Raw genomic sequence first — 26330 nt, 5'->3', positions numbered from 1 at the left:
TGCGAAGCCGGGAACGTCGCCATGCCGTCACCGCATATTGTCCTTGCTGCCGTGCTCGCAGGCCTCATCGCACTCGGCGCTGGGGCCTTGTTCGTGCATCAATCGCTTGAAGGCTCGCTCCCACGCGAGGCGGGGCAGACGACAGACGTGGCCCGGCAGGACACCAACGAAGGTGCAGAACTCCAAAATCCTCCGGGCGACAAGGCGGACAAGGAAAGTGCCGTCGCATCGACCGGCGAAGGGGAGGCCACGTCTCCCTCAACTTCCTCAGCGGTTTCGCCGCTCGGTTTGACCGGAACCCTCTCTGACAAAGCCTCAGAGACGCAAGACGGCATCGGCTTCGATGTGGTGCGTGTCGAGCCGACGGGTGAAGCGGTGATCGCCGGCCGCGCCCATCCGAATGCACATGTCGAAATTCTTTCCAACGGCAAGGTCGTCGCCTCTGCGAAAGCCAATGCCGCAGGCTCCTTTGTTGCCGTTCCGGAACGGCCGCTCGCCCCCGGCAGCCATGATCTCAGCCTCCGCGTGACACAGGAAGAGGGCGGATCCACCGAAGAGGCGGAAGAGCGCGTTGCGATCGTGGTGCCCGAGACGCCGGAGGGCGATGTTCTGGTCGTCGCCGAGGCGCCCGGCCGGGCGAGCGAGGTGCTTGTAGCGCCCCGCCAGACGGCTGGTGGCGAAGCGCCCGATGGAGACGAGCAAATCGCGTCCGTCGCTTTGGACGGGACCGACAATCCTGTGGCGCGCGGGTCATCAGAGACAGGAGATGCGGGCGCTCCAAAAGACCACGGGCGTGACGAGCAGGGCGCACCCGCTGAGGCGCCGCCTATCGCGCAAGAGGGCGCCGATGCTGCGGGCGCCGGCCAGCAGGAGCTTGCGGTCGAGGCAGTCGAAACCGATTCCGGCACGATGTATGTCGCCGGGGCCGGCGAGCCCGGCACCACGGTGCGTGTCTATGTCGACAATGCGCCGCTCGCTGAGACGCAGGTCAATGAAGGCGGCCGCTGGGTTGTGCAGTCGCCGAAAGAACTGGCCGAAGACGAGGTCGCCGTGCGCGCCGATCAGCTGGCCTCGTCCGGCGCCGATGTGACGGCGCGCTCCGAAGTGGAGTTCACCCGGACGCTCGAAGATGGGGCTTTGGTTCCAGTGGCCGGAACCGCGAGCGGCGGATCGGTTGCCGTGGACGGCGAACTTGCCGCGCCGCGCTCCATCATCATCCGCCGAGGCGACAATCTGTGGACCTTGTCGCGCCGCAATTACGGGCAGGGCATTCGCTACACGACGATCTATGCGGCGAACCAGGATCAAATCCGCAACCCCGACCTCATCTATCCTGGCCAGGTTTTCACCCTGCCGACGCGTGACAAGAGCTGGGACGGAGAGGCAGACGGCGCGGGCTAGTCTTTGGTGAGGGCGAGGTCGGCGCGCCGTTCGTTCCCGCGGTGCAACCGCTCGTAAACGCGGGGATCCTTGTTGGACCTCGCGATCTTCCGGCCTATATGAGCCGTCCTCAGAACGAACGCCGCCCGCCAATCGGCAGTGGCCCAACCCGATCACAAGATGTCCGACGCCAATACGCCAGCCGGCCAGCCGCGCATTTCGGCTGCTCGCGGCCATACCTTTCACACCCTGCGCAATCTCTGGCCCTATATGTGGCCGGCGGACCGCCCCGATCTGAAGAAGCGGGTGCTGTGGGCGGTGCTGGCGCTGCTTGCCGCCAAGGTCATCACCGTCCTCGTGCCCTATGCCTTCAAATGGGTGACGGATGCGCTGGCCGGCGAAGGCGGCGGGCCCGCCTATCTGCCGGCTTTTCTGGTGGCGCCGGTGATGCTCGTCGTCGCCTACAATTTCGGTCGTATCCTGACGGTCGCCTTCAACCAGATGCGCGATGCCTTGTTTGCGCGTGTCGGCCAGCATGCCGTCCGTCAGCTCGCCTGGAAGACCTTCCGGCATCTGCATCAGCTCTCGCTGCGCTTCCATCTGGCGCGTCGCACCGGCGGCCTGTCTCGGGTGATCGAGCGCGGCACCAAAGGCATCGAGACGATCGTGCGCTTCACGATCCTGAACTCCGTTCCGACGGTGATCGAGTTCGCGCTGACGGCCGCCGTGATCTGGTACAATTTCTCCTGGGTCTATGTGGCAATCATCGCCGTGACCCTGTGGGCCTATGTGCTCTTCACGGTGCGTGCGAGCGACTGGCGCATCTCCATTCGCCGCGAGATGAATGATTCCGACACGGACGCCAATTCCAAGGCGATCGATTCGCTTCTCAACTTCGAGACCGTCAAATATTTCGGCAACGAAGCCATGGAGACGGAGCGTTTCGACGGTGCCATGAGCCGCTATGAAATGGCTGCGACCAAGACCTGGACGTCGCTCGCCTGGCTCAATTTCGGTCAGACGGTGATCTTTTCGATCGGCATGGCGGTTTCCATGATCTTGTCGGCGCGAGCTGTCATGGCGGGCACGCAGACGGTCGGCGATTTCGTCATGATCAACGCGTTGTTGATGCAGCTTTCCGTGCCGCTCAACTTCATTGGTTTCGTCTATCGCGAGATCAAGCAGGGTCTCGTCGACATCGAAGCGATGTTCCAGCTGCTCGACGTCGATCCGGAGATCCGTGACAAGAAAGATGCGCCGGCTCTTCGTGTGGAAGAGGGCGCGATCGCCTTCGAGCACGTGTCTTTCGCCTACGACCCGGAACGCCCGATCCTGAAGAATGTCAGTTTCGAAGTGCCGGCGGGCGGCACGCTCGCGATCGTCGGGCCCTCAGGCGCCGGCAAATCGACGATCTCGCGGCTTCTCTTCCGTTTCTACGATGTCACCGGCGGCCGCATCACGATCGACGGGCAGGATCTGCGCGACGTCGAGCAGGACAGTGTGCGCGCCGCGATCGGCATGGTCCCGCAGGATACCGTACTGTTCAACGACACGATCGGCTACAACATCCGCTACGGGCGTTACGACGCTAGCCGCGACGAGGTGAAGGACGCCGCGCGCATGGCGCAGATTGCGGGCTTCATCGAGAGCCTGCCCGAAGGATACGACACGCCTGTCGGCGAGCGCGGGCTGAAGCTCTCGGGCGGTGAAAAACAGCGTGTGGCGATCGCCCGCACCATCCTGAAAGGACCGCCGATCCTCATTCTCGACGAGGCGACCTCGGCGCTCGATACGGCAACCGAGCAGGATATCCAGACGGCGCTCGACCGCGTCTCGCAGAACCGCACGACTTTGGTCATCGCGCACCGCCTCTCGACCGTGGTCTCGGCCGATCAGATCCTGGTGCTGAAGGCGGGCGAAGTGGTGGAGCGCGGCACACATATCGAACTCATGGAGCGCGGCGGCGTTTATGCCGATATGTGGGCGCGCCAGCGCGAAGCCGACGAGGCGGCGGAGCGTCTGCGCGAGAGCGGCGTCTCGGAGGAGGACTATCTTCCCAGCCTGCGCACCGATCCGGAGGCAGAGAATCTGTGAAGTGTGGACAATCGGCCACCGCTACACACGACCGCATGGACAGCTTGCAATGCGGGCTTAACCATCCGGCCCGAATGACGTAAGGGGGTGGCCATGGAAATTTGGCGGACTATCAAGAAGTCGATCCCGGCCGTGAATTCGGCGGGCTATCCGTTTATTGGCAGCGCGCTTGTCATCGCGATCGTTGCAGGCCTGATCTCGAGCTTTCTGTTCTGGGCCCTTCTCGGCCTGACGATCTGGCTGGTGATCTTCTTCCGCGATCCCGAGCGCGTGCCGCCCGATGGTGAGGGCCTCGTCCTGTCCCCGGCCGATGGTCGTATCGAGCCGGTCACGCAGGCCGTCCCGCCAGCCGAGCTCGAAATGGGCACGGTTCCGATGACGCGCGTATCGGTGTTCCTGTCGATCTTCGATTGCCATGTGAACCGCACGCCGGTTTCCGGCAAGGTCAACCGCATCGCCTACAAGCCCGGCAAATTCGTCAACGCCGACCTCAATAAGTCGAGCGAAGAGAACGAGCGCAACTCGCTTCTCGTCGATGCCGGCGGCCAGGACGTTGGTGTGGTGCAGATCGCGGGCCTCATCGCCCGCCGTATCGTTTGCTGGACGAACGAAGGTGTGGTGCTCAAGGCGGGTGACCGCATCGGCATGATCCGCTTCGGCTCGCGGCTCGATGTGTACCTGCCGGCCGGTGCAGAGGTCGTCTGCAAGCCGGGTCAGCGGGCCATCGCCGGTGAAACGGTGATTGCGCGCCTCGGCGCAGCGATTGCCCGCGCCCCGGTCGAGCCGGGTGTCGGCACAACGACGCCGCCGGCCGTATGAGGTTGTTCCAGCCGGTCGATCCCGCCCGCCGCAGAAGGCAAAGGCGCCGGCTGAGGGCGCGCCCGGTCCCGTTCCGGGTCATGTTGCCCAGCATTGTCACGCTCCTCGCGCTTTGCGCGGGGTTGACGGCGATCAGGATGGGCGTCGAAGGCCGCTTTGAGCTGGCCATCGGCGCCATCATCCTTGCCGCCGTTCTCGACGGGGTGGACGGCCGCGTGGCGCGGCTTTTGCGCTCGCAATCGGATTTCGGCTCGCAGCTCGATTCGCTCGCCGATTTCGTCAATTTCGGCGTCGCCCCGGCCATCATTCTCTATTCCTGGCGGATGGACGAGCTCGGCTCTCTCGGTTGGATCGCCGCACTCATCTTCGCCATTTGCGGAGCGCTGCGGCTGGCGCGCTTCAATGCGGCGCTCGTTGGAGAGCAGCCGCCCGCCTGGCATTCCGAGTTTTTTGTGGGCGTTCCGGCTCCCGCCGGCGCCGTCACGGTGCTCCTGCCTCTCACCTTGTGGAAGATTGGGCTGCCGGTGCCGGAAGGCGCGGCCATTCTCGTGGCCATCTACACGGTGGCGATCGGGCTTTTGATGGTGAGCCGCCTGCCGACGCTGTCCGGCAAAAAGATCGGCACGGCGATCCCGCGCGAATCCGTCCTCCCGGTTCTTGTCGTGAGCGTCTTCGTGATCGCCCTCCTGGTGAGCTACACGTGGTCGGTTCTGGCGATCGGCGCGATCCTCTATCTCGCGCATCTGCCCTTTGCCTGGAAGCGCTTCGAACAGCGCCGCCGTGCCTTCAGCGGCCATCAGGGCCAGAATGGATCTGCCGGGGGCGCTGAACGGCCGGCAGCGGGCGAGGGACAAAGCCCGAAAGACTAAAAGAAGTCGCCCGTGAGGTCGACGGCGAGCGATCTCCTGCGAAGGTGGTCTGTTAGCAGCCCGCCTCTTCAGTGTCTTTGCGGACCGTCGCCTGGGTTCCTCGCAAAATCCCTGCCGTCTCTATCCGTTGTTCATTTCTCACTCTGCCGCATCGGGGAGAGAATAGCTGCCTGTGTCTCCCGGCTTGCGCTTGCGCCTTGGCCGCGCCGGGGCGAGGGGGAGCTCTTCCTGCGCGGCGGGTGATCCCGTCTCCTCCGCCTGATCCTTCTTGAACAAGCGCGCGAGATTGATCGGCAGCGCAAGCAGCACCGGCACCAGGATCAAGGTGAGCACGGTGGAGAAGGCGAGGCCGGAGATGACGGCCGTCGACAATTGCACCCACCACACCGAGGTGATCGAGCCGACCGCGACGATGCGGTTGAAGAAGTCGAAATTCACCTGCGTCGCCATCGGGATGAGGCCGGCGATGGTGGTGATGGTGGTGAGCAGGATAGGCCTCAGGCGCTGTGCCGCCGTCTTCAGGATGGCTTCCTGCGGCTCGACCCCTTCTGAGCGCATGCGGTTGTAGGTGTCGATCAGGACGATGGCGTTGTTCACCACGATGCCGGCGAGCGCCATGATGCCCGTGCCCGTCATGATGACGGAGAGCTTCTGCCCGGTGATGACCATGCCGATAAGGGCGCCCGCTGCTGCGAGGATGATGGTCAGGAGCGTGATGCCCGTCTGCCAGAACGAGTTGAACTGGGTAATCAGGATGAGTGCCATCAGAAACAGCGAAGCGGCGAACGCCTTGCCGAGAAAGGCCTCGGCCTCCGCCTGATCCTCGTCGGCGCCGCGGAAGCGGAAATGCACCCCCTCCGGCCAGGATTGCCGGTCGAGCCAGGCCTGGATCTCTCCGACCTTGCCGTCGACCGTGGCCCCGCCAGTTTTGTCGACCGCAGCCTTCACGCTCATGGCGTAAAGCCCGTCCTTGCGGGTGATGGAGGAGACTTTTGGCTTTGCTTCCCGGGTAACGAAATTGGCGATCGGCACCTGGCCGTTCGTCGTTCTGAGGCGCAGCTGGTCGAGGCGGTCGAGTGAGCGCTGATCCTCCGGCAGGCGTACGCGGATATCGAGCTCGTCGTCGGCGTCGTCGGGACGGTACTTGCCGATGAGAACGCCGTTGGTGACGAGCTGGATCATCGATCCGACGGAGGCGATGCCGGCGTTGAAACGGCCGGCCTCTTCACGGTCGATCGTCAATTCCCATTCGATGCCGGGAAGCGGCGTGTCGTCTTCCACGTCGAGGAGACCCGGAAACTGGTCGAATTCGGCGCGGACCTGTCTGGTGGCGGCAAGCACCTGATCGTAGCTGCGGGCGGTGACTTCCAGTTTGATGTCTTTGCCGGTCGGCGGCCCGCCTTCAATGCGCCGCGGTTCGACCTTGATGCCCGGAATCGACGCGGTGCGCCGGCGCAGCTCCGCCTCCATTTCCTGCCAGGGGCGGCGCTCTGAGAAATCGAGAAGTTCAAGATTGAGCTCCCCGATGAGATCCTCCGGCTTGTCACTCACCCCGTCGAGGCTCTCGCCGCCGCCGCCGCCGTTCGGATAGGCGTTGGTGACAACGCTTTCCACGCCCGGCAGATCGAGCACGACGGCTTCGACCTGCGAGACGAGCGCGAGCGCCTCATTGGCGGAAAGATTGCCGCGCCCGGAGACGAGAACGGTCGTGACGTCCGGCTCCTCGTCGACAAAGAACTCCACGCCCTGATTGTGGCGCGCAAAGCCGACGAAGATCGAAACGATCAGCCCGGCCATGACGAGGATGACGGCGACATTTCCGACGAGCGAGCCCGTGAGCCCGTGCAGGAAGCGCACATAGGCGCCCGTGAAACCCGGGACTTTCTCCGGATCGAGATCGGCTTCGGCAGACAGATGGGCGGCAGTGCTCGGATGGGAATGCGAGCGGCGAAAACGCACGATGCGGCGGGCAAGGCCGCGCGAAGCCCAGAAGACGAAACCTCCGAGGACGAGCGCGAACAGAAGACCGAGCGCCGTCACGGCCATCGGTGGCATGCCGGAGAGAGCGGCTGCGAGCGGTTGCGATACGAGGAGAAGGGTGATGACGGCGGCGGCGAGGCCCGCGGTGATGGCGAGCAGGCCCGCGGCGCGTGGTGCCATCCAATCGGCGACGCCTGCCACGAAGCCGCCGGTCGCCGGCATGAAGATCATCGCCGTCACCAGCGAGGCGGACAGCACGATGATCACCATGATCGGCAGATAGCTCATGAATTCGCCTGAGACGCCCGGCCACAGAAGCATCGGCAGGAAGGCTGCGAGCGTCGTCGCGGTCGACGAGACGATCGGCCAGAACATGAGCTTGGCGGCCCGGATATAGGCCTCCTGCTTGTCCATGCCCTCTTCGATCTTCCGGTCGGCGTATTCGACGATGATGATCGCCCCGTCGACGAGCATGCCGACGGTGAGGACGAGGCCGAACATCACCATCATGTTCACCGTCATGCCAACGAGGCCGACGATCAGAAAACCGATCATGAAGGAGGTCGGGATGGCGAGGCCGACGAGGAGCGCGGAGCGCAGGCCGAGGGTTGCGAGCACCACGATCATGACGAGGAGGATCGCCGTCATGATGGACGATTGCAGCGAGCCCAGCACCTCGTAGATGAAGCTCGACTGATCGAGCAGATAGTGGATCTGGACGCTCTTGGGCCAGTCTTTGGTTGCCGCGGCGACGACCTCTCGGACGCTGTCGTTGTTCTCGATGACGTTGGTGCCGAGACGTTTGACGACGTTGATGGCGATAGCCGGCTCGCCGTCGACACGGGTGAAATTGGTGGCGTCCTTGAAGGTGCGCTTGATCGTGGCGACGTCGCCCAGCGTGACGACGCCTTCGTCCTTCTGCTTGATCGGCAGCGAATAGACGTCGGCCGCTGTTTCGATCAGTCCGGGCACTTTGACGGAGAAGCGTCCGCGGCCCGTATCGAGGAAGCCCGCGGGGATCAGCTGGTTGTTGGCGCTGAGCGCGTTGAGAAGCTCTTCCTGGGTGATGTCGTAGGATTGCAGCTTCGCCATATCGATGACGACCTCGAGCACTTCCTCGCGGTTGCCGTTGATGTCGGCGCGCAGAACCGTCGGGATGCTCTCGATCTCGTCTTGCAGCTTTTCGGCGAGCTTGACGAGGGTTCGCTCCGGCACGTTGCCGGAGATCGCCACCGTGATCGTGGGAACGAGCGCGAAATTGGTCTCGACGATGAAAGGCTCTTCGGCCTCCGAGGGCAGGTCCGCCTGCGCCTGATCGACCTTGGCGCGGATATCGGCGAGCGCCCTGTCCTTGTCGAAATCGACGTTGAATTCCAGAATGACGGCGGCATGGCCTTCGGAGGCAATGGCCGTCAGCTCTTTGAGGCCGTCGAGGCCCCGCAATTGCTTTTCGAGCGGGCGCACCAGAAGCCGTTCGGCATCCTCCGGCGAGACGCCCTGCTGCACGACGGACACATAGAAGACCGGGATGTCGATGTCGGGATTGGCATCCTTCGGCACCGCCTGATAGGCGGCGATGCCGGCAAGAAGCGACACGAGCATCAATGTGATGACCGTGCGCGGCCGCCTCAGAATGCTCTCGAGAAGAGAGATCATCGAATGCTCCCCGCCGCGCTCGCCGTGTCGGATGTCGAGGGCTTCATGGCGGCACTCTTCGGCCCCATCGCCTCCACCTTCTGCCCGCCGACAACATATTCCTGGCCGACCGTGATGATGTCGACCTCGTCGGGAAGGCCGCTCACCCAGACGCCTTCATCCGCCGGCGCGATGATTTCCACCGGCAGAAAATGCACGATATTGTCGGCGTCGACGGTGCGGACGCCGACTTCGCCAGCATCGTTCAAGGTGAGATAAGACGGTGACAGGAGCTGTGCCCGGCCTTCGCCGAGCGGGATCGAGGCGCGCGCTGTCAGCCCATCGCGCACGGAGCGATCGGCATTGGGCATCGTCATCTCGATGCGGAAGGTGCGCGTTTCCTCGTCGGCTGACGGCGCGATGTAACTGACCTTGCCCTCGCGGGTCTCACCGGAGATGAGCGTGATGTCGGCCTTTTGCCCCACCTTCAGATGGCCGATCTCCTGCTCGGCGACCTGGCCGATGACGTTCATCGGGTCGGCATCTATGATGGTGGCGCAGGTGCCGCCGAGGGCCACGACATCGCCGACATTGGCGATCGGGTCCTGCACCACTCCGCCGATCGGGGCGCGCACTTCGGTTCGTTGCAGCTCCAGTTCGGCCTCTTCGACGCGCGCCTGGGCGGCATCGACGGAGGCCTTGAGGGCCGGAATCTGGTTCTTCGCCGTATAGCCTTTGCCGGCCAGAGCCTGCTGCGCTTCGAGATCGACCTTCGCCTGTTCCAGTTGCGCGCGTGCCTGAGCGAGCTGGGCGCGTCTGGCCCCTCGCTCGATGACGCAGAGAAGGTCGCCCGGCTTGACGCTCTTGCCCTTTTCGATGGGCCGCTCTTCGACGATGCCGCTCGTCTGCGCCTTCACCTCGACGAGATGATCGGCGGATGTGCGCCCGCGAATCTCAAGACGCGACGTGCGCTCCTGGGCGACGTGCCGTTCCACCTGGACTTTGACGAGCTCGGATGCGCCCGCCTTTTCCCTCTCAGCGATGCTGTCGGGCGGATCTTTGGGTTCGCCGCCGATGATGATCGTGCCGCTCAGCATGTAGGCCGAGATGCCGACGGCGAGCGCGGTGGCGAGGACGTAGGAGAAGCGGATGCGCATTTATCTACTCCGCCGCGATGCGCGCGGCATGCCGCGAGCTGCCGGGCTGCGAGGGATCGGATGCAGCGCCAAGATCGGAACAGTTTTCAAGCTGATCGCGATGGGCGTGCAGATAGGCGAGGGCGTGTTCCATGCAGTCGAGGCCGTAATCGATCGCCCATTGCGGGCCGCCGCTGTGATTGCCTTGAGCGATCTGCCGCAATTTCGCGATGTCGGCCTCGATCTGCTCGATGCGATTGTCGATCGCGCGGCGCATGACAGGCTTTGGGAGAATATCGGCGTGCATGACGACGAGGAGAAACTCCGAACGAAAGACGTCGGGCGCAGGAAGGTCGAAGAGGCTGTCGACGAAGTGGGCCCGCCCTGCATCCGTAATGGCATAGACCTTTCGTGACGGTTTCCCCGGCTCGTCCTCTTTGCGGCAGGTGACGAAGCCTTCGCGCTCCAGCCGGTCGAGAGCGGGGTAGATCGAGCCGAAGCTCGCATCGACGAAATAGGCGTATTCGCCCTCGGTGGAGAGCTTCTTGATTTCGTAGCCTGTGGCTTCCCCGGCGAAGAGAATTGCCAGGCACAAAGTTCTGACGTTCACGTGTGACCTATTCTCGTTCGATACATGCTCGGGCGCGATATAATCGAACGGGCGGCTGATACAAGCGCGATTCTGGGGGCTGAGATCGGCAAACCGACAGCGCTGGTGGAGGTGGCACTCCACCAGGCGTTGCCTTCTGCGCAAAGAGCTTCGGATGTCTGAGCGATGGTTTGCGGCGGCTGGATTGTCGCCAACCTGCTTTCCGGCTGCAGCCGGGCACCCACCAAAAAAATGCCGCCAGGGGGGATCTGGCGGCAAGGGGCTCGGAACAGATCGACGGGAGGAGGGATCGAATAGATCGACGCTACCAACCAAAGATCGATTCCCTTATGCCAAAAAACGGCCAGAATTTCAACAAGGAGTTGTGTCGGGCTTTATCCCTCCCGAACTGCCGAGCAGCCTTTTGATTCAGTTTTTCGGCGTTACCCGCTCCCCAGCCGCCAAATCCGGTTGCCATTCAGGGCGCGATGCGATCCTTTCGGCCCCGTCCGGCGTCGCCGGCAGGAAAGAAGAAAACGGGAGGACGACATGCTTCGCGCTGTGTGTTTGGGGCTTGCTGTGGCGCTCGGGTTTTCGGCATCCGCCGCGGCGCAGGAGGTCACCCTCAAGATCCACCAATTCCTGCCGGCGCAGGCGGCGATCCCGGCCGACTTCATCAAGCCGTGGGCCGACAAGGTGACGAAGGAGTCGGACGGCAGGATCGCCTTCGAGCTTTATCCGTCGATGCAGCTCGGCGGCAAACCTCCCGCCTTGATCGACCAGGCGCGCGACGGTGTCGTCGACATCATCTGGACGCTCTCGGGCTACACGCCCGGCCGCTTTCCGAAGACGGAAGCCTTCGAGCTCCCGTTCCTTCCTGTCGATGGTGAGACGACCTCCCGCGCCTTCTACGATTTCTACGAGAAGCACCTCCAGGACGAGTACAAGGACTTCAAGGTCATCACCGTGCACGTGCACAGCCCCGGCCTCCTGCATCTGAAGGGCAAGGGCGTCCACAAGCTGGAGGACATGCAGGGGCTGAAACTGCGCGGGTCGACGCGCATGGTCACCGAGCTTTTGGAAACACTGGGTTCCGTTCCGGTGGGCATGCCGGTTCCGGTGGTGCCGGAGGCGCTTTCTCGTGGCGTTTTGGACGGCGCGGCGCTCCCCTGGGAGGTCACGGGACCCCTCAAAATCGCCGAGCTCGTCGACAGCCATACGACCTTTGCGGGCGACCGAGGGCTCTATACCGCGACCTGCGTCTTCCTCATGAACAAGTCGGCCTATGAGGCTCTGCCGGACGATCTGAAAAAGGTGATCGACGACAATTCCGGCCGCGAGGCGGCCGCCTGGGCCGGGCGCGTCATGGACGAAGCTGACATTCCGGGCCGCAAGGCGGCGGAAGAGGCCGGCAATGACATCGTCGTCCTCGACGAGGCCGAGACCGAGCGCTGGAAGACCGAGGCGAAGGAGGTGGAGACGTCGTGGATCGCGGACATGACGCAGAGAGGTTTTGACGGCAAGGCGCTCGTGGAAGACGCGAAGAGGCTCGTCGAAAAATACGCCAGCAAACAATAACGAGTGCTCGCTAAACGATTCTCGATCGAGCTCCGGACAGCAACTTTTAGTGAGTTTTGCCGCAGTGCAGCGTATTCTGCCTTTGCATTTTCCAGCTTTTGAGAAGGCTTCACTTTGGTGTGATAATAAACTTCTAGCCGGTGAATGTGACGTTTACTGCGTTTTCCTGTCGCCGCGAAAATATTGTCGCAGCGGTCTTTGTTCGGGTACCATGCGCCTCAAGCACCGGTTGTCTCGCAGGAGGATGGCCGGATAATCGATAAGGGAGGCCCAGGATGCTGGGCATGGAGGCAGGCACGCGCAAACTGCGCGTTCTCGTGCTTGACGATGAGGCGATGATCGCCGGCACGATGAAACTCTTGTTGGAAGATGCGGGCCACGAAGTCGTCGGTCCCGCCGCCTCGCTCGACGACGCCATGCGCCTCGCCGACACCGAAACGATCGATGTCGCCATTCTCGACGCGAATGTGGAGCACAGGCTGAGCACCTCGGTCGCCGCGCGGCTGAGCGCCCGCCGCATCCCCTATTGCATCTGCTCTGGTGACGAATTGGACGATGTGCGCAGCGATTTCGGCGAGGTCGATCATCTGTCCAAGCCGTTCGGCGAGGACGATCTTTTGACGATCGTCGAGCATCTGATGTCGATGACACGCCGGTCCGCCATGTCGGCCTGAGCGGACGGACGCCGCAGCCTCGTTTCTGCAGGCGGCAACCGGATGCAACCGATTCCCGCTAGGCGGCGCCGTCGTTCTCAGAGCCTTTAGCGCGTGATTGGGTGTGGCAAGGGATGCTTCCTCCCGGCACCTTGAACCGATGCTTTCGGACTGTCATAGCCGGCGAGGGAGAAACGCCAGCAGAAAGAAGACGCGCCATGGAAGCCGCCGGGACGAGACGGGTTTTCGGGATGACGCCAGAGGGTCAGACCATCGAGGCGGTGACGATCGCCGCGGGCGAATTGTCGGCCGACATCATCACCTATGGCGCGATCCTGCGCGATCTCAGATTGCTGCACATGCCGCATCCTTTGGTGCTCGGCTTCTGCGACCTCGACGGCTATCTCAACACGGACGCGTTTCTGGGCGCGACGGCCGGGCGCGTCGGCAACCGCATTGCCGGCGGACGCTTTACGCTCGACGGGCGCGAGATCGAGCTCGACGTCAATGATCCGCCCAATCATCTGCATGGCGGGAAGGCGAGTTTTGGACGTCGTCCCTGGCGCATCATGAGCCATGACGAGACGAGCGTCATTCTGGGGCTCGTCTCGCGCGCCGGGGAATCCGGCTATCCGGGGACGGTCGAAGTGACCTGCCGTTTTGAGCTTCTGCCGCCGGCGACTCTGCGCATCACCTATCTCGGCCGCACCGACGAGCCGACGCTTCTGAACCTTCTGCACCATTCCTATTTCAACCTCTCCGGCGCAGATGACATTCTGGATCATTCTCTGATGATCCCGGCTCAATCCTATCTGCCGGCGAATGAAAACGAGATCCCGACGGGCGAGGTGCGTGGTGTCGAGGGGACGCCGTACGATTTCAGAAAGCGGGCGAAGATCGCCGAGCGGCGCGGTTCGGAGAAGACGGTTTATGATGCCAATTTCTGCCTGGCCGAGCACCGCCACGAGGATCCGCGCCATGCCGCCAGCGTCTGGAACGACAACGGCGAACTGGAGATGCAGGTGTGGACGACAGAGCCGGGCATCCAGCTCTATGACGGATACAAGCTCGATCTGCCGGTGAAGGGCCTCGAAGGTCGTCCTTACGGTGCGCATGCCGGGCTTTGTCTGGAGCCGCAGCTTTGGCCGGACGCGCCGAACCACGAGGGCTTTCCGAGCGCCGTTTTGCGGCCGGGAGAGACCTATCGCCAGGTCACGGAATTCCACTTCCGCCACGACCCCGTCGCCGAGTGAGCGCGCCTCAGGGCCGGTCGGGCCGGTAAGGCGTGAGGTCGATATTGGGTGCGTGGCCGGCAATGAGGTCGGCGACGAGCCGTCCTGTCTTGGCGGAGCCAGTCAGGCCGAGATGGTGGTGGCCGAAGGCGGCATAGACGCCGCGCGCGGCCGGAAACTCGCCGATCAAGGGAATGGAATCGACCGGTGCCGGGCGGTGGCCCATCCACTGCCCGCTCTCGCGCCAGGGGAGATCCGGCAAAGCCGCCTTTCCGACCCGGCGGATGAAATCGAAGATCTTCTCGTCCGGCGGTGCCTCAAGCCCGCCGAATTCGACCACGCCCGCAAGCCGGAGGCGCCCCGTCATCGGTGTCGCGACGAACTGGCCGGCGGCGATCATCACCGGGCCTTTGAGCGTCTCGTCTGGCGCTTCGATCTCGATGTGGTAGCCGCGCTCGCTCTCCATCGGCACACGCATGCCGAGCGATCTGCCAAGCGGCCCGGACCAGATGCCGGCCGCCAGCACGCAAGCATCGCAGGCGAACATGTCGCCACCGGCGCGCACGCCCGCGACGCGACCGTTTTCGCGCACTATGTCGGTAACGTCCGCCGTGACGATGCGCCCGCCGGAGGCCACAAAATGGGCTGCGAGCGCTTCCACGTAACGGCCGGGATCCCGGATATAGCCGTGGTTCGGAAAGGCGACGCCGAAGGTGATGTCAGGCGCAAGCAGCGTTTCGCGACGGTGGAGTTCGGCTTTGTCGAGCTCACGCCAGGTGAAACCATGCTTGCGGCGGAGCTCGAAGCCGAAGGCGGAGGCTTCAAAATCACTGCGGCTCTTATAGGCGTAGAGGTACTCGCACGGCACGACGAAATCCTCCGCGCCGGTTCCCTCGGCGAGCGCCTGATGCTGCTCCAGGCTGTCGGAAATGATCCCGGCCAGGGCTGCTGCAATCTCTTCGGTCTTCTGCTGCGTGCACATCCGAAGCGTGCGGAGGAAGAAGGGCATGGCCTTTGGTAGATGCGGCCAGCGCAGGAAGACGGGCTTGTCTGGGTTCAAGATCATGCCCGGCATTTTGAGGGGCAGGCCCGGCTCCGTGACGGGGACGACGGCCGACGAGGCTAGGAGCCCCGCATTGCCGAAGGAGGCGCCGGCCGCGGGGCCTTCGCGGTCGATAAGGAGGACGTCGAGGCCGCGGCGTTGCAGCCAGATGGCGGCGGCGACGCCCACAACGCCCGCGCCGACGACGATGGCCGTCTTCTTCTCAGAGTGCATGCTTCCATCCCGCATCCACGCATCCTCTTCCAGGCCCGTCCGAGAGGGCGGGCTGTGACGATTTCGGCGGTTGCTCGCTGGCCAAGTTGTCTTCCGGTCCACGAGCCACCACATCCAGGCGAAATTCCTTCGAGGAGAGAAGATGTCCACGCCCGTCACCGTCAATATTCCGCATAAGCTCGGCCGCGAAGAGGCCAAACGTCGCTTGGAAAAGGGCTTTGATCGCGTGCGCGACGATATGGGGATCGGCCGCGTCTTGCAGTTCGAGGAGCGATGGGAGGGCGAGAGGCTCTATTTCGATGCGGCGACGATGGGTCAGAAGATTTCCGGCCGCGTCGATATCTTCGAAGAGGTGGTGCGCATCGAGGTCGATCTGCCCTGGTTCCTGGCGGCGATCGCCGACAAGGTGCAGGGCCGGCTGAAGAAGACGGGCACGCTGCTTCTGGAAAAGAAGTAGGGCGCTTGCAGCCGGTTGCTCGGTGGCCGCCGCAGATCTGCTCGGCTCCCCATTTGTGCAGACCAGCCATCGGTTGGAATTCCTCCCGATCCTTCCCAATTGCAGCCTGACACCGACAGGACGCACTCGCAGGAGGTGAAGGGCCCATGAAAGTCGCCGTCTTCAGCACGAAGAACTATGATCGCAGTTTCATCGAGAAAGCCGGCGAGGGCTCCGGCCACGAATTCCACTTCTTTGAACCGCATCTGACGCGCGAGACGGCGCCGCTGGCACGCGGCGCCGATGCCGTCTGCATTTTCGTCAACGACAGCGCCGATGCGGAGACGCTGGCTGCGGTGAAGGAGGAGGGCGTTCGCTTCGTTGCCCTGCGTTGTGCGGGTTTCAACAATGTCGACCTTGCCGCCGCCCACCGGCTCGGCATGTCGGTGGCGCGCGTGCCAGCCTATTCACCACATGCGGTCGCCGAATATACGATCGGGCTCATCCTGGCGCTCAACCGCAAGCTCTGCCGCGCCCATAACCGCGTGCGCGAGGGCAACTTCTCGCTCGAAGGCCTGCTCGGCTTTGACCTGAAGGGCAAGACGGCGGGTGTCGTCGGCACGGGTGCCATCGGCGCCGTGGTCGTGAAGATTCTTCGCGGCTTCGGCATGAACGTCCTCACCTATGATTTGCGCGAGAACCCCGACTGCCTCGCCGATGGTGCGCGTTATGTCTCGCTCGACGAACTCTTTGCCGAAAGCGACGTCATCACGCTGCACTGCCCATTGACGCCCGGCACGCGCCATCTCGTCGATGCAGATCGCATCGCGTCCTTGAAGCCGGGCTGCATGCTGATCAACACGAGCCGCGGTGCCCTCGTCGATGCGCCTGCCTTGATCGAGGGTCTCAAAAGCGGGCAGATCGGCTCGCTTGGCCTCGATGTCTATGAAGAAGAGGCGGATCTGTTTTTCGAGGATCTCTCAAACTACATGTTGCAGGACGATGTCTTCGCCAGGCTTCTCACCTTCCCGAATGTCCTCATCACCGGCCACCAGGCGTTCTTCACCGAAGAGGCGTTGAGCGCCATCGCCGAGACGACGATTGCCAACCTGACAGGTTTCGAGAAGCAGGGCCGGCCCGAATACGAGGTGTCCGTCGAAGCGATCGGGTGAGGGCCGGTGACAACCCGAGATGCCAATCCAGGGGCAGCGCCTCTTGCAAAGCGCGGGGCCTCTTGCAAAGCGCGGGTGCCTGGAGCATAGAGCGGGGAGGGTCCGCAGTTCACCCAGGCGTCACCGTCCCGCGAGGGAAGCTAAACCTGCCGGATAATAAAGCTCGACACCAAGCCTCGTGCCGCGTCGCAAGCCGGTGACCCTCGACCTCCATTCTGGAACGGCACGCTTGAGGGTTGGTCATGTCCAGGACTCCCATTCCGCTCGCCACGCGCGATATGTCGACGTTTGCGAAGTCGCTCCGCCGACAGCTTGCCGATCATGAGGCTCCACCGAGCCATCTCGAGTTGCTCAATATGCTTGCCCGCTCGGCCGGGCACCGCAACTTTCAACAGTTGCGGGCGAACATGTTGGGCGAGGAGCTGCCCGGCGAGCAGGTCGCGTCTGGCGATCCGTCGGCGGATCATCTTGAAATCGATCGTGCGGCGGACAATCCGCCTGCCGACGAGCGGCGATTGAAGCGGGTGCTACGCCAGTTCGACCAAAATGCTGTGCTCGTGCGCTGGCCGAAACGCAAAAGCGACCGCGAACTCTGCCTCTGGCTCATCTGGTCGCTCCTTCCGGCCGGCGAAACCTTCACGGAAGTGGAGGTGAACGCGTTTCTGGTGGCGCGGCACAGTTTTGGTGATCCTGTGCTCTTGCGCCGGGCGCTTGTCGATCTCGGCCTTGTCTGGCGCACGCGCAGCGGCAGCGAATACCGCCGGGTGGAGCTTGAGCCTCCCTCGGAGGCGCTCGCCTTGATCCGGCGGCTCGGCGTGCGGCCCGAACCGGCGAGATCGGCCCGGTAAAGCTGAGGGGCCGGCTATCGCCCCCGGCGATTGCCGCCTTAGGTTGGGGTGAAGCGCTCCTTGGAGCGCGCCCCCTTCCTGACGTCAAATACTCCGGGAGCAATTCATGAAAACCTTTCTCATCACCGGCGCCTCGACCGGCATCGGCGCGGCGACGGCGCGCGCGGCCGTTGAGGCCGGCTACAACGTGGCGCTCGCCGCGCGCTCCAAAGACAAGCTCGAAAGCCTCGTCGCCGAGCTCGGCAAGGAGCGGGCGATCGCGATTTCCTGCGACGTGACGAGCCTGGAAGACCAGCAGGCGATGGTCGCCAAGACGCTTGAGGCTTTTGGGCGCATCGACGTCGTCTTCGCCAATGCCGGCGTCGGCTCCAAGGGCTCCGGGACGGAGGGCGGCGATCCAGACAATTTCCGCGAGATGATTTTGACCAACGTTCTGGGCGTCGTGCTCACCGCCAAGGTGACGCTGGCGGAGATCAAGAAGAACCGCGGCCACATCCTCATCACGAGCTCACGCGCCGGGCGCATGACCATGCGCGGATCGGTTTACGGCGCCACCAAATGGGCGGTGACCGGCTACGGCCAGAATCTGCGCGAGGAGCTGGAAGGCACCGGCGCGCGCGTGACCCTGATCGAGCCCGGCATGGTCGACACGCCGTTCTTCGATGAGCGGAAGCCCGATGCCCTGAAAGCCGAAGACGTCGCGGCAGCGGTCATGTATGCGGTCTCGCAGCCCGAACACGTCAATGTCGGCGAGATCCTTGTGACCCCCGTGCGATAGGGCCGCTCCAAGCGCTTTATTTAAACCGGTTGCGTGGCCCGTCGCGAGCAGGCGGCCACCACCGTGACCATTGCGGCCAGCATTCCGAAGGCGACGGAGAGCCCGAATGCCTTGCCGATGAAGCCGACGAGGGCGGGGCCGAGAAGCACGCCCGCATAGCCGAACATCGACATGGCGGCGATGGCGAGCCCCGCTGGCATCACCTTCTGGCGGCCGGCCTGGGTGAAAAGCAGCGGCACGATGTTGGCCGCCCCGAGGCCGACGAAGAGGAAGCCGATCAAAGACAAGGGCGCCGGCAGCAGAATGATCTTGAGGAGCCCGATCGTGGCGAGCGCAGCGCCGATGAGCAGCATGTTGCGCGCGCCGACGAGCCGCGTGAAGCGGTCGCCGGTGAATCGGCCGATCGTCATCGCGCCGGCGAAAAGGGCATAACCGATCCCCGCCTGGGAAGCCGGAAAATCCTTGTTCTCGGTGAGGAAAACGGCGCCCCAGTCGAGCATCGCCCCTTCCGTTAGAAACATGACGAAGGCGAGAAGGCCGATCAGAAGCACGATGCCGCGCGGGCGCACGAACAAAGGCGTATGATCCTCGGCCCGCGTGCGCAGTAGCCGAGGCGAGGCAACGACGATCGCAAGGGCCAGAATGAAGGCGGCGGCGAGAGCCGCGACGGAGGGAGCAAGCCCGGCCGACAGGGCGCCCGTCATGCCGGCCGCTCCGATCAGGCCGCCGACGCTGTAAAGCCCGTGGAAGTTCGACATGAGGGGTATGCCTGCCGCCTCCTGCACCTCGACGGCATGGACATTCGCGCCGACATCGACAGCGCCGATGGAGGCGCCGAAGGTGAAGAGCACGATGGCGATCGCTGCACTCGTCGGTGCGACGGCGAGAAGCGGCAGGGTGACGGCAAGTCCGAGTGACCCGGCGAGAACGACGGCACGCGCCCCGATCCGCCCGGACAGGGCGCCGGCCGCCGGCATGGTCAACACCGAACCGACGCCGAGGCACAAGAGCAGCAGGCCAAGCCCGGCCTCGTCGACGCCGAGGCGCGTTTTCACATAAGGCACGAGCGGGGCCCAGCAGGCCGTGCCGAAGCCGGCAATGAAGAAGGCGAGCCGCGTCGCAAGGCGAGTGCCGGGCGTGTCGCCGGACGGAATGGATATGGTCATCGGGGAACGCTGCCGCAGGGGTGGGGAGCCTCGGCCGTCCTAACTTTCGCCCGACAGGCGGTCAATCGCGCGTCGGGCTTTCACGCCATCAACACAAAACGGTGAAGACGAGGCGACCTAGTCCTCCGCCGCTACGGGCGGGGTGCAATAGGCGCCGTGCAAGGTCTCGATGACGACGAGAACTTCGGGGCGGGCAATGCGGTAAAAGACGTTCGTGCCCTTGCGCCTGGAGAGCACGAGGCCATCCGCCCTCAGCCGCATAAGGTGTTGTGACATAGGCACTTGGTCGATGCCGCCGAGCTCTTTGCGCAGCTGGCTGACCGATTTTTCTTCCCGTCCCAACGCGCACAAAACGAGCAGCCTCTGCGGATGCGAGAGGCTGCGCATGAGGTCGGCTGCGCGCTCCGACGCAGGGATCATGTCCGTTACATTCATCATCTTGAAATTAGAATGTTTGAATGTTAAACGCAAGGCAGATGGGGCGGATGACACCGAAAAATCGGGAGCCGTCTCACCTCGCGCCGGACCGCTTTGCGGCCGGTGGCGGTGGCCGCGCCGGCTTTGCCGCTTGCGAGGCAGCACAGGCCGCAGGGCCGGAGAGGGAGGGTTTCATGGCGAAGATTGTGGTGATGGGAGCCGGGCTCGGCGGCACAGTGATGGCCTACGAGATGAAGGCGAAGCTCGGCCGGGAAGACGAACTGACCGTCGTGCATCTCGGAGGTACCTATTCCTTCGTGCCGTCCAATCCGTGGGTGGCGGTGGGCTGGCGTCAGCCGTCCGAGATCACGGTGGAAGTGGGCCCGGTTCTGGCGCGCAAGGGGATCGGCTTCCGGCCGGAAGGTGCGCGCCGCGTGCACCCTGAGGAAAACCGCGTCGAGCTCAACGACGGGACGTTCCTCGATTACGATTATCTCATCATCGCGACCGGCCCGGACCTCGCCTTCGACGAAATCGAAGGAATGGGGCCTGAGGCCGGAACGCAATCGATCTGCCAGATCGAACATGCCGTGCAGGCGAAGGCGGCCTTCGACGAATTGGTGAAGAAGCCGGGGCCGGTCGTCGTCGGTGCCGTCCAGGGCGCCTCCTGTTTCGGTCCGGCCTATGAATTCGCTTTCGTGCTCGATACCGCGCTCCGCCGTGCCAAGAAGCGCGACCAGGTGCCGATGACCTTCGTCACGCCGGAACCCTATATCGGCCATCTCGGTCTCGACGGCGTTGGCGACACCAAGGGCCTTCTGGAGAGCGCGCTGCGCGAACACCACATCAAGTGGATCACCAATGCGCGCACGGTGAAGGCGGAAGGTGGCACGATGGTCGTGGAGGAGCTCCACGACGACGGTGCGCTGAAGGCGACGCACGAGCTGCCTTTCAGCTTTTCCATGATGCTGCCGGCCTTCCGCGGCGTGCCAGCGGTCTACGGCATCGAAGGCCTCACCAATCCGCGCGGCTTCGTCACCATCGACCGCCACCAGCGCAACGAGACCTATCCGAATGTCTTTGCGATCGGTGTGTGCGTGGCGATCCCGCCGGTCAGCAAGACGGCTTTGCCCGTGGGCGTCCCCAAGACCGGCTTCATGATCGAATCCATGGTGACGGCGACGGCGGAGAACATTTCCGCCCTCTTGAAAGGCCAGGAGCCGCATGCCGTAGCCTCCTGGAATGCCGTCTGTCTCGCCGATTTCGGCGATGACGGCATCGCCTTCATCGCTCAACCCCAGATCCCGCCGCGCAACGTCAATTGGTCTTCGCAGGGGCGGTGGGTGCATGCCGCGAAGATCGGCTTCGAGCGCTACTTCCTGCGCAAGATCCGCCAGGGGCAGAGCGCGAGTTTCCTCGAAAACGTCGTGCTCGATGCTCTCGGCATCAAGAAGCTCAAGGAAATCCACATGGAGGCCGCTGAATAGATCGGCGGCCCAACGAAGGAGAAAGTGAAATGACAGTCGACCGTGCCGTTCTTGCCTTTGCTGGCTGCGTGATCCTTTTGTCGCTGCTTCTGGGTTATGCGACTTCGCCGTACTGGTACCTTCTGACGGCGTTCGTGGGCCTCAACCTGCTGCAGGCATCCTTTACGGGCTTCTGCCCGGCGGCCTTCATCTTCAAGAAGATGGGCATGCAGCCGGGCGTCGCTTTCTCGTAAGCCTCCATTCAGTCGAGCCGCCGGCTCAAGCCGGCGGCTTTAACCCTCCCTCTTTGAGACCGTCATGCTGAAAGTTGCCCGGCAGAGTTCTGCCGCTGCGAAAGTCTTTGCCGCGATCGTCCTCGTTCTGGTCGCCATGCCTCTGGCGGCCTTGCCCGCGGCCTCTTCCGAGATGACCGTGACGCCGCGGGTCGTGCCGGAGACCAAGGCCGTGTTCGGCCAGGTCAAAAGCCGCGATGTCGTCGCGGCGCGCGCACGCATCGGCGGAACGATCGAAAAGATTTCCGTCGATGAGGGAAGCGAGGTCGAGAAGGGTGAGGTGATTGCCGTCATCATCGACGACAAGATCCCGATCCAGAAGCGGGCGGCCGACGCGAAGATCGAAGTCCTGCGCTCGCAGCTCGCCAATGCCAATACGGATCTGGAGCGCGCCCAACAGCTGCGCACCACCGGCGCCGTTTCGCAATCGCGTCTCGATGAGGCTTCGACCCAGGTCCAGGTCTATACCAATCAGCTTGCGGCCGCCGAAGCCGAACGCGCCGTGATCGAACAGAATGCCCGCGAAGGCGAAGTGCTGGCTCCCGCCTCGGGGCGCGTGCTCGACGTGCCGGTGACGCCGGGCTCCGTCGTCATGGCCGGCGACCAGATCGCGACCGTCGCCGGCGGCGGTTATTTCCTGAGATTGTCGCTGCCAGAGCGCCATGCAGCGGAGATCGTCGAGGGCGACATGGTGAAGGTCGGCGACCGGGTGTTGAGCGCCGACGGCATTGCGCGTGAGGTCGAGCCGCGCACTGGCCGCCTCGTCAAGGTCTATCCGGAGATCGAGGACGGCAAGGTGAAGGCCGATGTCGAGGTCGAAGGCCTCGGCGATTATTTCGTCGGCGAGCGCACGCTCGTCTGGATTCCTGTGGCGACGCGGGAGGTTCTCGCCGTGCCGCGCCAGGCGGTGACGACCCGCCACGGGATCGATTACGTCACGCTTCAGACGCAAGAGGGGCCCGTCGAAGTCGCCGTGGTTCTCGGCCGGACTTTCGGGCCGCAGGCGAAAGGTGAGACCGGAGATACGAGTGCCTCAGACACGAACGCCGAAACGGTCGAAATCCTGAGCGGCCTCGATGCGGGCGACCGGGTGATCCTGCCATGAAGCTCGGCCTTGCCGGCGGTCTGACGAAATCCTTCATTTCATCGCCGCTCACACCGCTTCTGCTGCTCGCTTCCTTCTCGCTCGGCCTTGTGGCCCTCGTCACCCTGCCGCGCGAAGAGGAACCGCAGATTTCCGTGCCGATGGTCGACATCCATGTGCGCGCCGACGGGCTGAAGGCGGAAGATGCCGTCAAGCTCGTGACGGAACCGTTGGAGACGATCGTCAAAAGCATCGACGGTGTCGAACACGTCTATTCGCAGACCGGTGACGACGCCGCCATGGTGACGGCGCGTTTTGAAGTCGGCACGTCTTCGGATGCGGCCATCCTGCGCGTTCACGAAAAAATCCGGGCCAATATGGATGAGATCCCGACCGGGATCCCCGAGCCTCTGATCGTCGGTCGTGGCATCGACGATGTGGCGATCGTCGTCGTCACGCTGTCGCCCGAGCCGGATGCGGCCGGGCGCTGGTCTGAAAACGACCTGACGCGGATCGCGCGCGAATTGCAGGTGGAGATCGCCAAGCTCCCCGATATCGGCCTCACCTATATCGTCGGCGAGCAGCCGGAAGAGATCCGCATCGAACCGGACCCGGAAAAGCTGTCGCTCTACGGCATCACGCTCGAACAGCTTGCCGGCAAGCTCAAGGGCGCCAACCGTTCGTTCGAAGCCGGAACTGTGCGTGCCGATGGCGGACAGCGGGTTCTCGTCGGGGGCCAGACGCTGCAGACATTGCCGGAGATCGGCAACCTGCTTCTGACGGCGCGTGACGGTCGTCCCGTTTATGTGCGCGACGTCGCCGACATCACGCTCGCGACCGATCCGAACGAGACGCGTGTTGCCAATATCGCCAAGACCGATGCCGGCCTGACGCGGGTGCCGGCCGTGTCGCTCGCAATCGCCAAGCGCCACGGCACCAATGCTGTCGTCATCGCCGATGAGATCGTCCATCGTCTGCATCAGGTGAAGGGCGAGATCTTCCCCGAAGACATCGCCATGACCATCACCCGCAATTACGGGGAGACGGCGAACGAGAAGGCGAACGAGCTTCTCTTTCATCTCGGGCTCGCGACGATTTCGATCGTCGTTCTGGTGGCGATCGCGATCGGCTGGCGCGAGGCGATGGTCGTCGCCGTCGTCATTCCGACAACAATCCTTCTGACGCTCTTCGCCTCTCGCCTGATGGGTTACACGCTCAACCGCGTCAGTCTCTTTGCACTGATTTTTTCGATCGGCATCCTGGTCGACGACGCGATCGTCGTCATCGAGAACATCGCCCGCCATTGGGCGATGCGTGACGGCCGCTCGAAACGTCAGGCTGCGATCGAAGCGGTGGCGGAGGTCGGCAATCCGACGATCGTGGCGACCTTGACGGTGGTCGCAGCCCTTCTGCCGATGCTCTTCGTGTCGGGCATGATGGGCCCCTATATGAGCCCGATCCCGGCGAATGCGTCGGGTGCGATGCTCTTCTCGTTCTTCGTCGCGGTGACGCTGACACCCTGGCTGATGATGAAGCTCGGGCGCCGCGACGAGGGCGCGGCCAGCGCTCATGCCGGCCACCAGATCGGCCTTCTCGGCCGCTTCTATATCGCCGTGGCGCGGCCGATCCTGGTGACGCGCGCGGGCGCCTGGGTTTTCCTGATCGTCGTCGGCATTGCCACGCTCGCCTCGCTGTCGCTCTTCTATACGAAGCATGTGACGGTGAAGCTCCTGCCGTTCGACAACAAGACCGAGCTTCAAGTGGTCGTCGATCTGCCGGAAGGGTCCTCCGTCGAGGCGACCGATCGGGCGCTGCAGAAGATCGTCACGAGACTTGCCGACATTCCGGAAGTGGTCTCCTTCCAGACCTATGCGGGAACGGCAGCCCCCTTCAATTTCAACGGGCTGGTGCGCCATTATTATATCCGCGCCAATCCCGAGCAGGGCGATGTGGAGGTCAATCTTCTCGGCAAGGACGAGCGCGACCGCTCGAGCCACGACATTGCGCTTGCCATGCGCGAGGCCCTTGTCGGTCTCGATCTGCCGCAAGGCACCGCACTCAAAGTGGTCGAACCCCCGCCGGGTCCTCCGGTCCTCTCCACGCTTCTGGCTGAGATCTACGGGCCGGACGGCGAGACCCGTCGTGCGTTGGCGCGAAAAGTCCGTCAGATTTTCGAGGACGTGCCCTTCATCGTCGATGTCGACGACAGTTTCGGCAATCCGGCCGAGCGCAGCCGCATCGCCATCGATCAGGACAATCTGGAATATTACCGGGTGGAGCAGGGCGACGTGTACGACACGATCAGCGCGCTCTATTCGGGTTCCACGCTCGGCTATTCGCATCGCGGCGGCGGCCGACACCCGATCCCGATCGTCATGCGCCTGTCGAAGGGCGACAAGGTGCTCGACGAACGTGCCCTATCGACGCCGGTGGCTGCCGATGCGCTGCCCGGCAACCGCTCGATCGTGGAACTCGGCGATGTGGTCAACGTCACCGAGGAGCAGGCCTCCTATCCGATCTTTCGCCACAACGGCCGCGCGACGGTGATGGTGCAGGCGGAGCTCGCCGGCGAATATGAGGCGCCGATCTACGGCATGCTGGCCGTCGACAAGAAAATCGACGAGACCGATTGGGGCGACCTGCCAAAGCCGACGGTCAAATTGCATGGCCAGCCGCAGGACGAAGGCAACCCGACACTTCTATGGGACGGCGAATGGGAGGTGACCTGGGTGACCTTCCGTGACATGGGCGCGGCCTTCGGCGTCGCCATTCTGGGCATCTACATTCTGGTCGTGGCGCAGTTCGGATCCTTCAAACTGCCGCTCGTCATCCTGACGCCGATCCCCTTGACCTTCATCGGCATCATGCTCGGCCACTGGCTCTTTCATGCGCCGTTCACGGCGACCTCGATGATCGGCTTCATTGCGCTCGCCGGCATCATCGTCAGAAACTCGATTCTGCTCGCGGACTTCATCCGCCATGCCCAGACGGCAGATCCTGAGAGGCCGCTCCTCGACGTGCTTCTGGAGGCGGGTGCGATCCGTTTCAAGCCGATCCTTCTGACGGCGCTCGCCGCCATGATCGGGGCCGCCGTGATCCTCGCCGATCCGATCTTCCAGGGGCTGGCGATCTCGCTTCTGTTCGGTCTCGCCTCCTCGACGGCGCTCACCGTCCTCGTCATTCCGGCGATCTATGTGGCACTCAAAGGCCACAAGCGTCGGCCGAGACGGGAGATTGCTTCACAGGACGCTTGAAGGATCTGAATCGGCGTGTGAAGCCCATGAATCGAATCCTGAGCCGCGTCTTTTAAGTCTCGGCAGGGATTCGGCTTTGGGCGCGCGGGCGAATGGGACTGGGCGTTGCGAAGCACGCGACTGCCTGTTTGCGAGCATCTTTGGATGAGCGATCCCTGCCGGGCCGAAAGGTCCT

Annotated in this window: 21 protein-coding genes; 15 read left to right on the top strand and 6 right to left on the bottom strand. The window is 63.6% G+C overall.

Translation table 11 applies throughout. The annotated features are described in order from the left end of the window. Positions 1-21 precede the first annotated feature (21 nt). The 4 genes from NYQ83_RS04680 to pssA all read left to right on the top strand — a co-directional run bounded on the left by NYQ83_RS04680 (position 22) and on the right by pssA (position 5162). On the top strand, positions 22-1401 hold the full coding sequence (locus tag NYQ83_RS04680; RefSeq protein ID WP_261212907.1) for a LysM peptidoglycan-binding domain-containing protein: 1380 nt from the start codon (positions 22-24) through the stop codon (positions 1399-1401). Between the two features lie 159 nt (positions 1402-1560). Next, positions 1561-3474: an ABCB family ABC transporter ATP-binding protein/permease gene (locus NYQ83_RS04675; protein ID WP_261212905.1), complete on the top strand. Its 1914-nt coding sequence runs from the start codon at positions 1561-1563 to the stop codon at positions 3472-3474. Between the two features lie 93 nt (positions 3475-3567). Then, complete coding sequence (locus NYQ83_RS04670) at positions 3568-4293, top strand: phosphatidylserine decarboxylase (RefSeq protein WP_261212903.1); 726 nt, start codon at positions 3568-3570, stop codon at positions 4291-4293. A gap of 80 nt (positions 4294-4373) precedes the next feature. Then, on the top strand, positions 4374-5162 hold the full coding sequence (gene pssA / locus NYQ83_RS04665; RefSeq protein WP_261212900.1) for a CDP-diacylglycerol--serine O-phosphatidyltransferase: 789 nt from the start codon (positions 4374-4376) through the stop codon (positions 5160-5162). Positions 5163-5300: 138 nt separating this feature from the next. Here the strand turns inward: pssA and NYQ83_RS04660 are convergent, their stop codons facing one another. Genes NYQ83_RS04660 through NYQ83_RS04650 form a run of 3 tightly spaced genes read right to left on the bottom strand, consistent with a single transcriptional unit; the run spans position 5301 to position 10523 of the window. Beyond that, positions 5301-8798 (bottom strand): efflux RND transporter permease subunit, encoded by a 3498-nt coding sequence (locus tag NYQ83_RS04660; protein ID WP_261212897.1) that lies wholly within the window; start codon positions 8796-8798, stop codon positions 5301-5303. Then, positions 8795-9934: an efflux RND transporter periplasmic adaptor subunit gene (locus NYQ83_RS04655; protein ID WP_261212895.1), complete on the bottom strand. Its 1140-nt coding sequence runs from the start codon at positions 9932-9934 to the stop codon at positions 8795-8797. Before NYQ83_RS04655 ends, NYQ83_RS04660 begins: the two co-directional genes overlap by 4 nt. Before the next feature lie 4 nt (positions 9935-9938). Then, the gene (locus NYQ83_RS04650; protein WP_128292961.1) at positions 9939-10523 is read right to left on the bottom strand and encodes a PadR family transcriptional regulator; all 585 of its coding nucleotides are present in this window, start codon (positions 10521-10523) and stop codon (positions 9939-9941) included. Between the two features lie 528 nt (positions 10524-11051). On the opposite strand from NYQ83_RS04650, the gene NYQ83_RS04645 reads away from it, so the two are divergent. The 3 genes from NYQ83_RS04645 (at position 11052) to NYQ83_RS04635 (ending at position 13986) form a co-directional block, all read left to right on the top strand. Beyond that, complete coding sequence (locus tag NYQ83_RS04645; RefSeq protein WP_261212891.1) at positions 11052-12080, top strand: TRAP transporter substrate-binding protein; 1029 nt, start codon at positions 11052-11054, stop codon at positions 12078-12080. Between the two features lie 275 nt (positions 12081-12355). After that, positions 12356-12754, top strand: coding sequence for a response regulator (locus NYQ83_RS04640; RefSeq protein ID WP_261212888.1), 399 nt, complete (start codon positions 12356-12358; stop codon positions 12752-12754). 197 nt (positions 12755-12951) lie between these two features. Continuing rightward, complete coding sequence (locus NYQ83_RS04635) at positions 12952-13986, top strand: aldose epimerase family protein (protein WP_261212886.1); 1035 nt, start codon at positions 12952-12954, stop codon at positions 13984-13986. A 7-nt stretch (positions 13987-13993) separates the two neighbouring features. Here the strand turns inward: NYQ83_RS04635 and NYQ83_RS04630 are convergent, their stop codons facing one another. Beyond that, the gene (locus NYQ83_RS04630; protein WP_261212884.1) at positions 13994-15241 is read right to left on the bottom strand and encodes an NAD(P)/FAD-dependent oxidoreductase; all 1248 of its coding nucleotides are present in this window, start codon (positions 15239-15241) and stop codon (positions 13994-13996) included. A gap of 142 nt (positions 15242-15383) precedes the next feature. Here NYQ83_RS04630 and NYQ83_RS04625 point away from each other — a divergent pair, with 142 nt between their 5' ends. The 4 genes from NYQ83_RS04625 (at position 15384) to NYQ83_RS04610 (ending at position 18475) form a co-directional block, all read left to right on the top strand. Then, positions 15384-15698: a polyhydroxyalkanoic acid system family protein gene (locus tag NYQ83_RS04625; RefSeq protein ID WP_261212882.1), complete on the top strand. Its 315-nt coding sequence runs from the start codon at positions 15384-15386 to the stop codon at positions 15696-15698. Positions 15699-15844: 146 nt separating this feature from the next. Continuing rightward, the gene (locus NYQ83_RS04620; protein ID WP_234630744.1) at positions 15845-16849 is read left to right on the top strand and encodes a 2-hydroxyacid dehydrogenase; all 1005 of its coding nucleotides are present in this window, start codon (positions 15845-15847) and stop codon (positions 16847-16849) included. A 242-nt stretch (positions 16850-17091) separates the two neighbouring features. Continuing rightward, positions 17092-17697, top strand: coding sequence for a DUF2087 domain-containing protein (locus NYQ83_RS04615; protein WP_261212880.1), 606 nt, complete (start codon positions 17092-17094; stop codon positions 17695-17697). Between the two features lie 106 nt (positions 17698-17803). Then, positions 17804-18475 carry an SDR family oxidoreductase gene (locus NYQ83_RS04610; protein ID WP_261212878.1) on the top strand — a complete coding sequence of 224 codons (672 nt, stop codon included), beginning with the start codon at positions 17804-17806 and terminating at the stop codon, positions 18473-18475. Between the two features lie 20 nt (positions 18476-18495). On the opposite strand, the gene NYQ83_RS04605 is transcribed toward NYQ83_RS04610, so the two are convergent. Beyond that, on the bottom strand, positions 18496-19641 hold the full coding sequence (locus NYQ83_RS04605; RefSeq protein WP_261212876.1) for an MFS transporter: 1146 nt from the start codon (positions 19639-19641) through the stop codon (positions 18496-18498). A gap of 117 nt (positions 19642-19758) precedes the next feature. Further along, positions 19759-20061 carry an ArsR/SmtB family transcription factor gene (locus tag NYQ83_RS04600; protein ID WP_261212875.1) on the bottom strand — a complete coding sequence of 101 codons (303 nt, stop codon included), beginning with the start codon at positions 20059-20061 and terminating at the stop codon, positions 19759-19761. Positions 20062-20252: 191 nt separating this feature from the next. Here NYQ83_RS04600 and NYQ83_RS04595 point away from each other — a divergent pair, with 191 nt between their 5' ends. The 4 genes from NYQ83_RS04595 to NYQ83_RS04580 all read left to right on the top strand — a co-directional run bounded on the left by NYQ83_RS04595 (position 20253) and on the right by NYQ83_RS04580 (position 26155). After that, entirely contained in the window at positions 20253-21545 is a 1293-nt protein-coding gene (locus tag NYQ83_RS04595) for an NAD(P)/FAD-dependent oxidoreductase (protein WP_261212862.1), read from the top strand. A 29-nt stretch (positions 21546-21574) separates the two neighbouring features. Beyond that, a complete protein-coding gene (locus NYQ83_RS04590; RefSeq protein ID WP_128292985.1) occupies positions 21575-21778 on the top strand; it encodes a DUF2892 domain-containing protein in 204 nt (67 codons plus the stop codon). 64 nt (positions 21779-21842) lie between these two features. Further along, on the top strand, positions 21843-22922 hold the full coding sequence (locus tag NYQ83_RS04585) for an efflux RND transporter periplasmic adaptor subunit (RefSeq protein WP_261212858.1): 1080 nt from the start codon (positions 21843-21845) through the stop codon (positions 22920-22922). Then, on the top strand, positions 22919-26155 hold the full coding sequence (locus NYQ83_RS04580; protein ID WP_261212857.1) for an efflux RND transporter permease subunit: 3237 nt from the start codon (positions 22919-22921) through the stop codon (positions 26153-26155). Before NYQ83_RS04585 ends, NYQ83_RS04580 begins: the two co-directional genes overlap by 4 nt. Positions 26156-26330: the final 175 nt, after the last annotated feature.

This window comes from Afifella sp. JA880, assembly GCF_025379905.1.
GTDB classification, from domain to species: domain Bacteria; phylum Pseudomonadota; class Alphaproteobacteria; order Rhizobiales; family Afifellaceae; genus Afifella; species Afifella aestuarii.
The sequence above is the reverse complement of the archived record's forward strand: the minus strand, read 5'-3'. Positions and strand labels throughout refer to the sequence as shown.